Below are 15,041 nucleotides of genomic sequence, written 5' to 3' on the forward strand. Positions count from 1 at the left end.
TCTTGTCAGGCGGCTGCGTCTGGCCCGCCGATCCGTTTCAAAGCGATGAGGTATGTTCTTTCCAGGCGGCCACATAGGCCTTGGCGCGCTCGGCGACGTCGGTAGCGCTCATGCCCGGTTTGAACAGCCCGGAACCGAGACCGAAGCCTTTGACGCCTGCGTCGAGAAATACCTTCATGTTGTCCGGCGTGATGCCACCGACCGGCAGCAGGACCGTGCCTGCGGGCAGCACCGCCAACCAGGCCTTGACCACTGCGGGCGACATTTGCTCGGCCGGGAACAGCTTGAGCACATCAGCGCCCTCAGACAGAGCGGCAAAGGCCTCGGTAGGCGTGGCTACGCCCGGCGACAGGAACATGCTTGCCGCTTTGGCCGCCCGCAGCACCTTGGGGTCGCTGTGCGGCATGACGATGACCTGTCCGCCTGCGTCCTTGACCTGCGTGACTTGCTCAGGCGTCAGCACGGTTCCGGCGCCGATCAGGCAATCGGCAGGCAGGCGCTGGCGCAGCAGGCCGATACTGTCGAACGGCTGGGGAGAATTGAGCGGCACTTCGATGACCCGAAAACCCGCCTGATACAGCTCGTCGCCAATCGCCGGAGCTTCTTCGGGACGCAGGCCGCGCAGAATCGCGACCAGGCCGTTTTCCTTCAATGCTTGCTTGAGCATGTCACACCTCTTGAACGTAATGGGACGACTGGCGCGCAACCAGACCAGCCTGAACTGCGACCTGCCAGAGGCCGCGTTCGGTCGCCTGGGCGGCCACTGTCACCCGAGGAAAGCCGCAGACGGTCAGGCCACGCGCATAGCGCTGACACAGCGACTCGCTGCCGATGAGAATCACCGCGGGCAGGTGGCCGTGGGCGTCGTATTGAAGTCTGGCGAGCGAGGCCAGTTCATGGCCGATCAACAGACCGGACAGGTAATCGGGCTGGCTGCTCGCAGGTAACTGGCCAGTAAGGCCGAGCGTTCGGCAACTGAAGATGGTGGACAGCGGGCCGGCAGCGCCCTCCTCCGACTGTGCATTGGCGAGCCCGCGATCGAACGCGGCACTGTCGAACGTTTCGCTCGGCTGCATGGTGCGTCCGAGAATGGTATGGGCGCACAGCGCAGCGTAGACCTCGCCGGTCATGAAGGTATCGAAATGAACGATGCGATCCTGCGCCACCTGCACCCACTTGGAGTGGCTGCCCGGCAGGCCGATCAACAGCGGCTGGCTGGCCGACTGCTCGTCGAGTCCGGCCAGCACGCCCAGCACCTGAGTCTCTTCACCGCGCATGACATTGGGCAACGTCGAACGCTGCAACACACCGGGGATGATGTGAACGGTCACGCCACGCACGCTGCGTACGGTCTGCAAAGCGGCGCTCAGCTCATCGACGCTGGCAGGCGCTTCACGATAGGTCGCCTCGCGCCAGCCTTGCGCGCTGCCAACCATGCCGCAAGCGATCACCGGCAGATCAGGCCGCGCGTCGAGCCAGTCGCCGCATGCTTCATCAAAGGCCAGCTCGAACCCGTCGCTGCACAGCGCGCCCGCGATCATCCGTGGGTTGTCCGGCAATTGCATGATGCCCGCGCTCAGGGCGCGTTGTTCCAGTACCTGGCCGTGTTCGCCAAGTCGATAAGCACGAAGTGAGGTCGTCCCCCAGTCGAGCGCGATCAAATGCGCCTGCATTGCTTCACCTTTTGTATTTTTGGAAGTGAGTGCAGGACGGACTATAAACCCGAAATCGTAACTATCTCAATATGTAAATTACAATCCCATATATTGGGATAAAATTTACCTTATCAACAGGCAATAAAAAACCCGCGTCCTGGTCAGGGCGCGGGTTCGGGGTGCAGCGGCGTTTCGATCAACGTTCCAGCAGGATTCTCAGCATGCGGCGCAGCGGTTCGGCCGCGCCCCACAACAGCTGGTCACCCACGGTGAATGCGCCCAGGTACTGCGAGCCCATGTTCAGCTTGCGCAAGCGACCCACCGGAATGCTCATGGTGCCGGTCACAGCCGTCGGGCTGAGGTCCTGCATGCTGGCTTCACGGTTGTTCGGCACCAGCTTGACCCAAGGGTTGTGCTGGCTGATCAAGCCTTCGATGTCCGCAATCGGCACATCCTTGTTCAGCTTGATGGTCAGTGCCTGACTGTGGCAACGCATGGCGCCGATGCGCACGCAGATGCCATCCACCGGAATCGGGCTCTTGAAGCGACCCAGAATCTTGTTGGTCTCGGCCTGGCCTTTCCACTCTTCACGGCTCTGGCCGTTCGGCAGCGCCTTATCGATCCATGGAATAAGACTGCCCGCCAGCGGTACGCCGAAGTTCTCGGTCGGGAACGCTTCGCCGCGCATGGCTTCAGCGACCTTGCGGTCGATGTCCAGAATGGCACTGGCCGGGTTGGCCAGTTCATCGGCAACCGACGCGTGCACAGCGCCCATCTGCTTGATCAGCTCACGCATGTTCTGCGCACCGGCACCGGAAGCCGCCTGGTACGTCATGACGTTCATCCACTCGACCAGGCCGGCTTCGAACAGACCACCCAGCCCCATCAGCATCAGACTGACCGTGCAGTTGCCGCCGATGTAGTTCTTGGTACCGGCGTCGAGTTGCTGGTCGATGACCTTGCGGTTGACCGGATCCAGCACAATGACGGCATCATCCTGCATGCGCAGGCTGGAGGCCGCGTCGATCCAGTAGCCCTGCCAGCCCGCTTCGCGCAGCTTGGGGAATACCTCGTTGGTGTAGTCGCCGCCCTGGCAGGTCAGCACCACGTCCAGGGTCTTCAGCTCGTCGATGCTGTACGCATCTTTCAGTGGCGCAAGATCCTTGCCCACCGAAGGCGCCTGGCCACCGACATTGGAGGTAGTGAAGAACACCGGCTCAATGAGATCGAAGTCCTGCTCTTCCCGCATCCGCTGCATGAGCACGGAACCGACCATGCCACGCCAACCGATCAGACCTACACGTTTCATCGCAACACACCTAGAAAAAAAGTGGGACCGCTATTCTGCGGATGCACAGCAGAATAGCGGGCCAGAGAGATTACAGATTCCGCAGCGCGGCGACTACTGCGTCGCCCATTTCTTGCGTACCGACTTTGGTGTTACCCGTCGAAAAGATGTCGCCGGTACGCAGACCCTGATCCAGAACCACGCTGACGGCCTTTTCGATGGCGTCGGCAGCGTCGGTCAGGTTGAAGCTGTAACGCAGCATCATCGATACCGAGAGGATAGTCGCCAGCGGGTTGGCGATGCCTTTGCCAGCGATGTCCGGTGCCGAACCGTGGCAAGGCTCGTACATGCCCTTGTTGTTGGTGTCCAGCGACGCGGACGGCAGCATGCCGATGGAGCCGGTCAGCATCGACGCCTGATCGGACAGGATGTCGCCGAACAGGTTGTCGGTCACGATCACGTCGAACTGCTTGGGCGCACGCACCAGTTGCATGGCGGCGTTGTCGACGTACATGTGGCTCAGCTCGACTTCAGGGTAATCCTTGGCGACCTGCTCGACGATTTCGCGCCACAGCTGGCTCGACGACAGCACGTTGGCCTTGTCCACCGAACACAGCTTCTTGTTGCGCACCATGGCCATGTCGAAACCGACGCGGGCGATGCGACGGATCTCGCTTTCGCTGTAAGGCAGCGTGTCATAAGCCTCGCGCTCGCCGTTATCCAGCACCCGAACACCACGCGGCGCGCCGAAGTAGATCCCACCGGTCAGCTCGCGCACGATCAGGATGTCCAGACCGGCGACGATTTCAGGCTTGAGGCTGGAGGCGTCGGCCAGTTGCGGATAGAGAATCGCCGGACGCAGGTTGCCGAACAGGCCCAGTTGCGCGCGGATCTTCAGCAGACCGCGCTCAGGACGGATGTCACGTTCGATGGTGTCCCACTTCGGGCCACCCACGGCGCCAAGCAGAACAGCGTCGGCTTTGCGGGCGCGCTCCAGAGTCTCGTCGGCCAGCGGAACGCCGTGCTTGTCGATGGCAGCGCCACCGATCACGTCGTGAGTCAATTCAAAACCCAGCTGATACTTCTCGTTGGCCAGTTCCAGCACCTTGACCGCTTCGGTCATGATTTCCGGGCCAATGCCATCACCTGGGAGAATCAGAATCTGCTTGCTCATAACTTCCTCGATTTTTTATCGACGCCTCGGACAGCGCCCGTTTATAACGTTTCAAGCCGTAAAAAAGATTAACGCTCAGCCCACAGCACCAGCACATCGGTACTGAATGAACCCTGCGCATCAATCTCGAAATACTGACGCACTTCATCGCCCATCGCCTGCTGCAGCTCGCGTATGGCCACACGCAACGGCTGCGGGGTGCGCATGCGCTCGACCCACGACGTAAACTCCAGATGCAGCCGCTGGCGGGCATGGCTGCGGGTAAACAATCCCGCGTCGCTGATCTGATGCAGCCATTCGGCGGCGGAATAATCGCGCACATGGCTGGTGTCGCGCAGCACTTCAACCGTTTGCAGATAAGTATCCAGCAACGGGCTGCCCGGCGACATCACATCGATGAACGCCGCCACACCGCCCGGTTTCAATACCCGGCGCACTTCACGCAACGCCAGAGCCAGGTCACTCCAATGATGAGCCGAATAGCGACTGAACACGAAGTCGAACTCGCCGTCAGCGAACGGCAAGCGCTCGGCCGCACCGCATACCGTGCGGATGTTGCCCATGCCCTTGTCGGCAGCCGCAGCGGCGACCACGTCGAGCATCTGCTGCGACAGGTCGTACGCGACTACCTCAGCGACTGACGGGGCGACATTGAAGCTGACATGACCCGCCCCGCAACCCAGATCCAGCACCCGCGCATCACCGCGCCCTTTGACAGCGTCCTGTAGCAGCGCAAACTCGGCACCTTGCGCGTGAACGGTACTGCTGAGATAGGCCGAAGCCTGTTCGCCGAATTGACGCTGTACGACCTGGGAGTGGGCTGTGCTGGTCATGGGTGGTTCTCCGAAGGTTCAGGGTGTTGAATTGGGGGACTCTTGACCGTGCTTTCGCGAACGCGCGATCTACTGACTGACACGCCGAAATATCCTGTGGGAGGCGGCTTGCCGGCGATGGCGTCATTTCAGGCACTGAGATGTCGCCTGTAGAACTGCATCGTCGGCAAGCCGCCTCCCACACGTGCTGCGTTTCTCGGAAACAGCGGCTACCCGCCTGTCAGTCGCGAAACAACCACGGCTGGCTTGCACGGTGCTTGCGCTCGAATGTCGCAATGGCATCGGCGTCCATCAGTGTCAGGCCGATGTCGTCCAGGCCATTGAGCAGGCAATGCTTGCGAAACGCGTCGATCTCGAAGCTCAGCACCTTGCCGTCTGGACGGGTCACGGTCTGGGCCTGCAGATCGATGGTCAGCTGATAACCCGGGCTCGCTTCAACCTGCTTGAACAGCTCATCGACTTCAGCTTCGGTCAGGATGATCGGCAACAGACCGTTCTTGAAGCTGTTGTTGAAGAAAATATCGGCATAGCTGGGCGCGATGATTGCGCAGAAACCGTACTCTTCCAGTGCCCATGGCGCGTGCTCGCGGCTGGAGCCGCAACCGAAGTTCTCACGGGCCAGCAACACGCTGGCTCCCTGATAACGCTCGTGGTTGAGCACGAACTCATGGTTCAGCGGGCGCTTGGAATTGTCCTGATACGGCTGACCCACATCCAGATAACGCCACTCGTCGAACAGGTTCGGACCAAAGCCGGTGCGCTTGATCGACTTGAGAAACTGCTTGGGAATGATCTGGTCGGTGTCGACGTTGGCGCGATCCAGAGGAGCGACCAGACCATTGTGCTGGGTAAAGGCTTTCATGCGGGTGTCCTCAGTGCTGGATCAGGTCGCGAACGTCGATGAAACGGCCATTGACGGCCGCTGCTGCTGCCATCGCCGGGCTCACCAGGTGAGTCCGGCCGCCAGCGCCCTGACGACCTTCGAAGTTACGGTTGGACGTCGAGGCGCAGTGTTCGCCGGAACCCAGTCGATCCGGGTTCATCGCCAGACACATGGAGCAGCCCGGTTCACGCCATTCGAAACCTGCTTCGATGAAGATCTTGTCCAGCCCTTCCTTCTCGGCCTGAGCCTTGATCAGGCCAGAGCCCGGTACCACGATGGCCTGCTTGATCGTCGCGGCAACCTTGCGGCCCTTGGCGATATCGGCAGCGGCACGCAGGTCTTCGATGCGCGAGTTGGTGCACGAACCGATGAACACGCGATCCAGCTGAATGTCGGTGATCGGCTGGTTGGCCTTGAGGCCCATGTACTTCAAGGCACGCTCGATGGAGCCACGCTTGACCAGATCCATTTCCTGCGCAGGATCGGGCACGTTCTGATCGACAGCCAGTACCATTTCCGGCGAAGTGCCCCAGCTGACCTGCGGTTTGATTTCCGCAGCGTCGAGCCTGACCACGGTGTCGAACACCGCGTCCGGGTCGGAAACCAGATCCTTCCACGCCTCTACCGCCAGATCCCATTCGGCACCTTTTGGCGCAAAAGGACGGCCCTTGACGTACTCGACGGTTTTTTCATCGGTGGCCACCATGCCGACGCGAGCGCCTGCTTCGATGGACATGTTGCAGATGGTCATGCGGCCTTCGATGGACAGGTCACGAATTGCACTGCCAGCGAATTCGATGGCATAACCGTTGCCGCCTGCGGTGCCGATCTTGCCGATCACTGCGAGCACGATGTCCTTGGCGGTCACGCCGAATGGCAGTTGCCCTTCGACCGACACCAACATGTTCTTCATTTTCTTGGCGACCAGGCACTGGGTAGCCAGCACATGCTCGACCTCGGACGTGCCGATACCATGAGCCAGTGCACCGAAAGCGCCGTGCGTGGAGGTGTGCGAGTCACCGCAGACCACGCTCATGCCCGGCAGGGTTGCGCCCTGCTCAGGGCCGATCACGTGGACGATGCCCTGACGCGGGTCGTTCATCTTGAATTCGGTGATGCCGTATTCGTCGCAGTTGTCGTCCAGGGTCTGGACCTGCAGACGCGACACCTGATCCTCGATGGCACCGATGCCGCCCTTGCGTTCCGAGGTGGTCGGCACGTTGTGGTCGGGGGTGGCGATGATCGAGTCGATGCGCCACGGCTTGCGCCTGGCGAGGCGCAGGCCTTCGAAGGCTTGTGGCGAGGTCACTTCGTGAATGATGTGACGGTCAATGTAGATCAGCGCCGAACCATCGTCGCGCTGTTTGACCAGATGCGAATCCCAGAGCTTGTCGTAGAGCGTTTTACCGGCCATTGGACGTACTTCCTCATCAGCTTTTTTATGCCTTGGGCTACGGACGTCCATGGGCCCTTGGCTTGTGTGACCATCCTATGGAATGTGCTTAAATAACTCCAATTCATATTTTTTATGCTTTGGATAACCAACTGGAATGTGACGATGGATCTCGCCAACCTGAATGCTTTTCTGGCCATCGCCGAGACCGGGAGCTTTTCCGGTGCCGGAGAACGCCTGTACCTGACCCAGCCGGCCATCAGCAAACGAATCGCAGTGCTTGAGCAGCAAATCGGCGTGCGCCTGTTCGACCGCCTGGGTCGTGAGGTGAGCCTGACCGAAGCGGGCCGCGCTCTGCTGCCACGGGCCTATCAGATCACCAACGTGCTGGATGACACGCGTCGGGCGCTGACCAACCTGAACGGCGAGGTGTCCGGGCGTTTGAAACTGATCACCAGCCACCATATCGGTCTGCATCGTCTGCCACCTTTATTGCGCGAGTTCACTCGCACGTATCCGGCCGTGGCGCTGGATATCCGGTTCATGGATTCCGAAGCGGCCTATGATGAAATTCTGCACGGCCGCGCCGAATTGGCCGTCATCACCCTCGCGCCGGAACCTCATGCACTGGTACGCGCCACTGCCGTCTGGGACGACCCGCTGGACTTCGTGGCGGCACCGGAACACCCGCTGGCCAACAGCGGCCCGATGAAACTGGAGGATATTGCACGCTACCCGGCAGTGCTGCCCAGCGACAACACCTTCACCCACAAGATTGTCAGCAACCTGTGCGAGGCCCACGGCCTCAAGCCTGATATTGCGATGAGCACCAACTACCTTGAAACCATAAAAATGATGGTGTCCATCGGGCTGGCCTGGAGTGTTCTGCCACGCACCATGCTTGATGAACAGGTTGCGCGCATTCCGTTGACAGGCGTGCAACTGAATCGCCAGCTAGGCTACATCCTGCACACGGAGCGGACTCTATCAAATGCGGCCCGGGCATTCATGAAATTGTTGTAATGCGCGATACAGCGGTTGATAGTGTTTTTTTATGCGATACAGGATGCAGATCGATCGTTTTACTGGCTTTATTCATTAAAGGCTCGTGATCAATGCCCAACCTTCTGGACCCGACCATTCTGCTGGCGTCCGCACAGCCTGCAGCCGCGCCAGCGGCACAGGGCACTGTGGAACAGACCCTCAGGGAAACGCTGGATCGTCTGAATCTGGCGTTGAGTTCCGCGCAGATGGGGACCTGGGAATGGGACATTGCCACCGATCAACTGCACGCCTGCGCACGAGCCGCCCAATTGCATGGCCGCGAAGCCCGGTCACTCGATTACGACTTCACCCGTTTTCTGGCGGGCGTGCCAACGGTGGAACGTCATCGCATGCGCAGCGCCTGCAAAGCGGTGGTCGCCGGTGAACAGGACACCTTCCAGCTGACTTACCGCTTTCAATTGCAAAACGGCCTGTCACGACTGCTCGAAAGCCGCGCCATCCTTTACCGCAACGCTGACGGCACGCCTTCGAGACTGGCCGGCACGCTGCTCGACATCACTCAGCAGCAGGCCCAGGCCGCACTGGAGGCCAGCGAAGAGAAGTTCGCCAAGGCGTTCCACTCAAGCCCCGACTCGATCACCATCACCGAACTGGGCACCGGCCGGTACGTGGAGGTCAACGACGGTTTCTGTCGCCTCACCGGCTATACCGCGCCCGAAGTGCTGGGCAGGACGGTCCAGGAGATCGGCATCTGGACCGACCCTGATCAGCGCCAGAGCATGATCGATCATTTGCGTGACACTGGCCGCGTGCATCATCGAGAGATGGCAGGCCGCAACAAGAATGGCGATCCGCTGACCCTCGATGTGTCGGTGGAATTCATCACCCTGAACCAGACCGCCTGCCTGCTGATGAACGCCCGGGACATCGGCCAGTTGAAAAGCGCTCAGGCGCAGATCCAGCACCTGGCCTATCACGACCCGTTGACCGGCCTGCCCAACCGCGCGCTGCTCATGGACCGCCTGAGCCAGCAACTGTCGCTGCTCAAGCATCACCGCCTGCGTGGCGCGCTGCTGTTCATGGACCTCGACCACTTCAAGCACATCAATGACTCCCTCGGCCACCCGGTCGGCGATAGCGTGCTGAATATCGTCTCCGCTCGGCTGGAGGCCAGCGTGCGCCTCGAAGACACCGTGGCGCGCCTCGGCGGGGACGAATTCGTGGTGCTGATCTGCGGTCTGGAAGGCTCACGTCACGAGGTGACCCAACAGGTTCAGGAGCTGTCCGACAACCTGCGCGAGCTGCTGGCGGAACCCATGTTCCTCGACGGCCATCGACTCCAGGTAACGCCCAGCATCGGCATGGTGCTGATCCCGGACGACGGTTCAACCCCTGCCGACCTGCTCAAGCGCGCCGATATCGCGCTGTATCGCGCCAAGGATTCAGGCCGCAACACCGCGCAATTCTTCCACAGCTCCATGCAAAAAGCGGTGAGCCAGCGCCTGCGCATGGAAAACGATCTGCGCCTGGCGCTGACCCGTAACGAATTCCACCTGCACTTTCAGGCCCAGGTGGATTGCCGGAACCAGGCCCTCACCGGTGCCGAGGCACTGCTGCGCTGGCAGCATCCCGACTATGGCGTGCTGCCGCCCACTCAGTTCGTGCAGATCCTTGAAGAGAGCGGCATGATTCTCGAGGTGGGTAGCTGGGTGCTGGACGAGGCTTGCAAGACTGCCGGTCGCCTGCTCAAACAGGGGCTGATCGCGCACAACGGGTTCCTGATGGGCGTCAATATCAGCCCGCGCCAGTTCAGGCAGACTGACTTTGTCGCACGGGTGGAGCGCAGCCTGAAGCTGCATCAGCTGCCTGCAACCATGCTGAAACTGGAAATCACCGAAGGCATCGTCATCCAGAACCTGGAAGACACCATTGCCAAGATGCGCAGCCTGAAAAAGCTGGGGATCAGCTTTGCCATGGATGATTTCGGCACTGGTTATTCGTCACTGACGTATCTCAAGCGTCTTCCGGTGGATACGCTCAAGATCGACCAGTCGTTCGTGCAGGATGCCACCAGCGACCCCAATGACGCCGAGATCATTCGCGCGATTGTGGCGATGGCGCAGAGCCTCAGCCTCAATGTCATCGCAGAGGGCGTCGAAACCGTTGAGCAGCTGACGTTTCTGGAGAAACTGGGGTGCCATGTGTATCAGGGGTATCTGTTCAGCGAACCGCTGGGCGACTCGCAATTTGAAGCCCTGCTGCGACTCAAGCAGCCCGTTCGCCAGCCGAGCCTGCTCCCGGATCACTAAACGCAGAAAGGCGCCCGAAGGCGCCTTTCCGTTACAGCAGCGATCACTGCTCGATGGCTTTCTGAGTATTCAGCGGAATGCGCTTTGGCTTGGTCTCTTCGGGCACATTACGCACCAGATCGATGTTCAGCAGGCCATGGGACAGATCGGCACCCCGAACCTCGATATTGTCCGCCAGACGGAACGACAACTTGAATTCGCGCCGGGCGATGCCCTGATGCAGATAGGTCACGTTTTCGGCTTCGCGTTCACGCTTGCCGCCAGTGACTGTCAGCACCCCTTTCTCGACCTGCAAATCAAGGTCTTCTTCCTGCATGCCTGCCGCTGCGATCACGATCCGGTACTGATCGTCGCTATGCCGCTCCACGTTGTAGGGAGGGTAGCCACTGGACGAATCATTACGTGCCGCCGACTCGAAAAGGTCGTTGAAGCGGTCGAAGCCCACTGAGTGACGAAACAGTGGAGCCAGAGAAAATGCAGTCGTCATGATAATTCTCCTGTTAATCAGCGAGTAGTTTGCGCGACCCGGATTCGGCATCGCGTAATCCCCAAACTAGGGTCGGTCACTGACTTTTCAAGAGCAATTTTTTACGAAAAACATAACCGTTCGTCGGACTGAGTTTCGGCGGAATAACCGAGCAGAACACTGATCCGGTCGCAATCGGTTTCGCGGCGCAAGGCGTTGAACATCAGCGTCGCTTCCGGGTAACTCTTGGTCAGCAGCACCAGCCATTGCTTGAGGCGGCCCGGTGCCTGCACCAGGGTCATCTTGGCCAGGCAATCGCCCCAGAACGTGCGCAGCATCGGTTGCAATTCAGCCCAGGTCATCTCGGCCACCTCCTCGCCCGCATGGGCCGCAGCAATCTGCCGGGCCAGATCGGGACGCGCTACCAGACCGCGACCGATCATGATGTCGCGGGCACCACAGATTTCCTGACAGCGCCGCCAGTCCTCGACCGTCCAGATTTCACCGTTGGCAACAACCGGCACCTTAACCACTTCCTGAATGCGCGCGATCCACTCCCAGTGCGCAGGCGGCTTGTAACCATCGACCTTGGTGCGCGCATGAACCACGATGCGTTCCGCACCGCCATCGGCCAGCGCCCGGGCACAATCCAGGGCACCGTCGGTGTTTTCATAGCCCAGACGCATTTTGGCGGTGACGGGAATCTCGCGAGGCACGGCGCGCCGCACCTGACTGACAATGGAATGCAGCAGGTCAGGCTCCTTGAGCAGAATCGCACCGCCCCGGGAACGGTTGACGGTCTTGGCCGGACACCCGAAGTTGAGGTCCATGACCGGCGCGCCCAGCTCACAGGCAAACGCGGCGTTCTCTGCCAGACAGACCGGATCGGACCCCAGCAACTGCAAGTGCAGCGGCACGCCTGCTGCCGTTTTGGCATCGGTGTGCAGTTCGGAGGCCATCTTGTAGTAATAGGTGGCAGGCATGACCCGCTCGGTCACCCGGATGAATTCGGTCACACACCAGTCGATGCCACCGACGCGAGTCAGCACATTACGCAGGATGTCGTCGACCAACCCCTCCATGGGCGCCAGAGCAATTTGCATGGGTCACACTCGAAAAAAAGTCCGGCAGTTTACTGCTCGTCACCCGGATTGGGAACGCCGCCGTCCAACATTGCAGCGCCATAGCCTTCGATGAACTCTGACGGCATGCGCTTCGGGCGACCGGTGGACAGCTCGATGCAGACGAAGGTGGTTTGCGCCCGCAACAGTGTCAGGTTGTCTGCGGGACGTTTGAGCTGAAAGCAGCGCGTCATTTTCAGGCGGCGATCCCAATCGACGATCCAGGTCGCGAGTTGCAGCTCATCGCCCTCGTAGGCACTGGCCAGGTAATCGATCTCGTGCCGGACCACAGCCATGGCGCGGTCCAGTCGGCGATACTCGCTGAGGTCCAGACCCAGATACTGCGAATGACGCCAGGCGCAACGCTCCAGCCAGGTAACGTAGACCGCGTTGTTGGCGTGCCCCAGACCGTCGATATCATCGCTACCCACATTCAGATCGATGACGAAAGGCGTTGCCCGATCCCAGACCATGCTCGCTCCTGCTTGGGTGATTTCGTTGGCGGCAGTGTAGCTGGAATGCATGCCCGGCAAGGCATGTCTGGAGATTTTGAAGGCAGGAGACGGGTTCGAAGAAAAAACAGAACCCTGAAAAAACAAAAGGGCCATTCAATAATCGAATGACCCTTGGTCCCGCAGAGCGGGAAATCGTGGCGTCCCCTAGGGGACTCGAACCCCTGTTACCGCCGTGAAAGGGCGGTGTCCTAGGCCACTAGACGAAGGGGACGCAAAACCTTCAGTCAGGTTCATCAGTGATGAACCCTGGCAAAATTGGTGGAGCTAAGCGGGATCGAACCGCTGACCTCCTGCATGCCATGCAGGCGCTCTCCCAGCTGAGCTATAGCCCCGGATTTATCGCCTCGCGGCGGAGCTCAACCTTCCGGCATCACTCGGTGAAACTGGCGTCCCCTAGGGGACTCGAACCCCTGTTACCGCCGTGAAAGGGCGGTGTCCTAGGCCACTAGACGAAGGGGACAAAACCTTCTACCTGATCAGAGTTGGGACTCTGATCGATTCAACACCCTGTTTTATCAGGCCTTGAACCTTGAATTTGGTGGAGCTAAGCGGGATCGAACCGCTGACCTCCTGCATGCCATGCAGGCGCTCTCCCAGCTGAGCTATAGCCCCACATCAGTGGACGGGGCGCATGTTAAGCGTGAGTCGCTAACCTGTCAAATTTATTTTCGAGAAATTTGAAAGTTTTTCGTCGGCATAACAATCACTTACCGTTTCGGCCCGCAAATCCGAGGCCGAGTCAGCCACTGCCTGCCCTGCTCACGCAGGCACGCAGTGGCTTCTTCACATCACTGATGGGTCAGGCAATGGCGCCCAGCAGTTTTTCCCACTCTTTGTTTTCTTTCTTCGAAACGCCGCCCAGCAGATCGATGGCCTGACGCAGACGGAAACGCGTCAGGTCCGGGCCGAGAATCTCCATCGCATCCAGCACCGAAACGGAGCTGGCCTGCCCGGTGATCGAGGCGAACATCAGCGGCATGGCGTCACGCAGCTTGAGGCCAAGGTGCTCGACCACCGACTGGATGCAGGCGGTGATCGGGTCCTTCTCCCACTGACGCAGCGATTCCAGCTTCCACAGGATCAGTTGCATCAACTGGCGCACCTGGTCGCCGGACAGCTTCTTGTGCTCGAACAGTTTCACGTCCGGCGTGACACCACCGGCGAAGAAGAAGCTGGCCAATGGCGCGATCTGACTGAACGTCTCGACGCGGCCCTGCACGTGCGGTGCGATCTTCATCATGTACTCGGGGTTCAGCGCCCAGTTCTGCACACGAGCGGCAAACTCCTCGACCGGCAACTCACGCAGCCACTGACCGTTCAGCCAGGACAGCTTCTCGATATCAAAAATCGGACCGCCCAGCGACACGCGGGACAGGTCGAAATGCTCGACCATTTCCTGCAGCGAGAACTTCTCGCGCTCGTCCGGCATCGACCAGCCCATGCGGCCCAGGTAATTGAGCATGGCTTCAGGCATGAAGCCCATGCGCTCGTAGAAGGTCACCGAGGTCGGGTTCTTGCGCTTGGACAGCTTGCTCTTGTCCGGGTTACGCAGCAGCGGCATGTAGCATAGCTGCGGCTTGTCCCAGCCGAAGTATTCGTACAGCAGAATCAGTTTCGGAGCCGAAGGCAGCCACTCTTCGCCGCGCAGTACGTGGGTGATGCCCATCAGGTGGTCATCGACCACGTTGGCCAGGAAGTAGGTCGGCAGACCGTCGGTCTTCATCAGAACCTGCATGTCCATGCGGTCCCACGGGATTTCCACTTCGCCGCGCAGCAGGTCCGGTACCACGCAGACGCCTTCGGTCGGCACCTTCATGCGGATGACGTGCGGCTCGCCAGCGTCCAGACGACGCTGCACTTCTTCTTTGGAAAGCAGCAGCGCACGGCCGTCATAACGCGGGGTTTCGCCACGGGCCATCTGCTCGGCACGCATTTCGTCCAGCTCTTGCGCGGTGCAGAAGCACGGGAAGGCGTGGCCCATTTCGACCAGTTGCCGGGCGTACTTCTGGTAAATCTCGCCCCGCTCGCTCTGCCGGTACGGACCGTGTGGTCCGCCAACGTCCGGACCTTCGCTCCACTCGATGCCCAACCAGCGCAATGCGTCGAAAATCTGCTGTTCGGACTCGCGGGTCGAACGCAGTTGATCGGTGTCTTCGATGCGCAGGATGAACTCGCCGCCGTGCTGCTTGGCAAAGCAATAGTTGAAAAGTGCGATGTAAGCCGTGCCAACGTGGGGGTCGCCCGTGGGCGATGGCGCGATGCGGGTACGAACGGTGGTCATGGAGAATCCCGAAATAAGGTCGATCAAGCGCGGAATGTTAACAGGCCCGGGGCGTCGGGCTCCAGCGCGGGTGCTGGCAGATCTGTGATCGTTACCATTCTGCGCTCATCGTTATACA

13 protein-coding genes and 4 tRNA genes are annotated in these 15,041 nt (G+C 60.1%); 2 read left to right on the forward strand and 15 right to left on the reverse strand.

Features of this window, described 5'->3' with window-relative positions:
• Positions 1-37: 37 nt before the first annotated feature.
• From AC0IXS_RS04720 to leuC, 7 genes are all read right to left on the reverse strand, one after another.
• Positions 38-667, reverse strand: coding sequence for a 2-dehydro-3-deoxy-6-phosphogalactonate aldolase (locus AC0IXS_RS04720; RefSeq protein WP_057408158.1), 630 nt, complete (start codon positions 665-667; stop codon positions 38-40).
• 1 nt (position 668) lies between these two features.
• A complete protein-coding gene (locus tag AC0IXS_RS04725) occupies positions 669-1,673 on the reverse strand; it encodes a 2-dehydro-3-deoxygalactonokinase (protein ID WP_057408159.1) in 1,005 nt (334 codons plus the stop codon).
• A gap of 178 nt (positions 1,674-1,851) precedes the next feature.
• On the reverse strand, positions 1,852-2,964 hold the full coding sequence (asd, locus tag AC0IXS_RS04730) for an aspartate-semialdehyde dehydrogenase (protein ID WP_029241467.1): 1,113 nt from the start codon (positions 2,962-2,964) through the stop codon (positions 1,852-1,854).
• Positions 2,965-3,034: 70 nt separating this feature from the next.
• Positions 3,035-4,117, reverse strand: a complete 1,083-nt coding sequence (gene leuB / locus AC0IXS_RS04735; RefSeq protein WP_057408160.1) for a 3-isopropylmalate dehydrogenase — start codon at positions 4,115-4,117, stop codon at positions 3,035-3,037.
• Between the two features lie 68 nt (positions 4,118-4,185).
• Positions 4,186-4,950, reverse strand: a complete 765-nt coding sequence (locus tag AC0IXS_RS04740) for a class I SAM-dependent methyltransferase (protein ID WP_122668699.1) — start codon at positions 4,948-4,950, stop codon at positions 4,186-4,188.
• A gap of 220 nt (positions 4,951-5,170) precedes the next feature.
• A complete protein-coding gene (gene leuD / locus AC0IXS_RS04745; protein WP_122668700.1) occupies positions 5,171-5,812 on the reverse strand; it encodes a 3-isopropylmalate dehydratase small subunit in 642 nt (213 codons plus the stop codon).
• A gap of 10 nt (positions 5,813-5,822) precedes the next feature.
• Positions 5,823-7,247 (reverse strand): 3-isopropylmalate dehydratase large subunit, encoded by a 1,425-nt coding sequence (gene leuC / locus AC0IXS_RS04750; RefSeq protein WP_057408163.1) that lies wholly within the window; start codon positions 7,245-7,247, stop codon positions 5,823-5,825.
• Positions 7,248-7,391: 144 nt separating this feature from the next.
• Between leuC and AC0IXS_RS04755 the strand changes: the two genes are divergently transcribed.
• Positions 7,392-8,249 carry a LysR family transcriptional regulator gene (locus tag AC0IXS_RS04755; RefSeq protein WP_025996402.1) on the forward strand — a complete coding sequence of 286 codons (858 nt, stop codon included), beginning with the start codon at positions 7,392-7,394 and terminating at the stop codon, positions 8,247-8,249.
• A 92-nt stretch (positions 8,250-8,341) separates the two neighbouring features.
• A complete protein-coding gene (locus AC0IXS_RS04760; RefSeq protein WP_137202588.1) occupies positions 8,342-10,540 on the forward strand; it encodes a putative bifunctional diguanylate cyclase/phosphodiesterase in 2,199 nt (732 codons plus the stop codon).
• A gap of 43 nt (positions 10,541-10,583) precedes the next feature.
• Here AC0IXS_RS04760 and AC0IXS_RS04765 read toward each other — a convergent pair whose 3' ends face one another.
• From AC0IXS_RS04765 to gltX, 8 genes are all read right to left on the reverse strand, one after another.
• On the reverse strand, positions 10,584-11,027 hold the full coding sequence (locus AC0IXS_RS04765) for an Hsp20 family protein (RefSeq protein WP_471823984.1): 444 nt from the start codon (positions 11,025-11,027) through the stop codon (positions 10,584-10,586).
• Between the two features lie 101 nt (positions 11,028-11,128).
• A complete protein-coding gene (locus AC0IXS_RS04770; RefSeq protein WP_122668702.1) occupies positions 11,129-12,109 on the reverse strand; it encodes a tRNA dihydrouridine synthase in 981 nt (326 codons plus the stop codon).
• A 29-nt stretch (positions 12,110-12,138) separates the two neighbouring features.
• Positions 12,139-12,600: an acyl-CoA thioesterase gene (locus tag AC0IXS_RS04775; RefSeq protein ID WP_029242538.1), complete on the reverse strand. Its 462-nt coding sequence runs from the start codon at positions 12,598-12,600 to the stop codon at positions 12,139-12,141.
• 177 nt (positions 12,601-12,777) lie between these two features.
• A tRNA-Glu gene (locus AC0IXS_RS04780) sits at positions 12,778-12,853 on the reverse strand.
• A gap of 45 nt (positions 12,854-12,898) precedes the next feature.
• Positions 12,899-12,974: transfer RNA gene (locus tag AC0IXS_RS04785), tRNA-Ala, on the reverse strand.
• A 52-nt stretch (positions 12,975-13,026) separates the two neighbouring features.
• Positions 13,027-13,102, reverse strand: a tRNA-Glu gene (locus AC0IXS_RS04790).
• 76 nt (positions 13,103-13,178) lie between these two features.
• Positions 13,179-13,254, reverse strand: a tRNA-Ala gene (locus AC0IXS_RS04795).
• Positions 13,255-13,441: 187 nt separating this feature from the next.
• Positions 13,442-14,923, reverse strand: coding sequence for a glutamate--tRNA ligase (gene gltX, locus AC0IXS_RS04800; RefSeq protein ID WP_057408167.1), 1,482 nt, complete (start codon positions 14,921-14,923; stop codon positions 13,442-13,444).
• Positions 14,924-15,041: the final 118 nt, after the last annotated feature.

This window comes from Pseudomonas sp. AC016, from assembly GCF_979253365.1.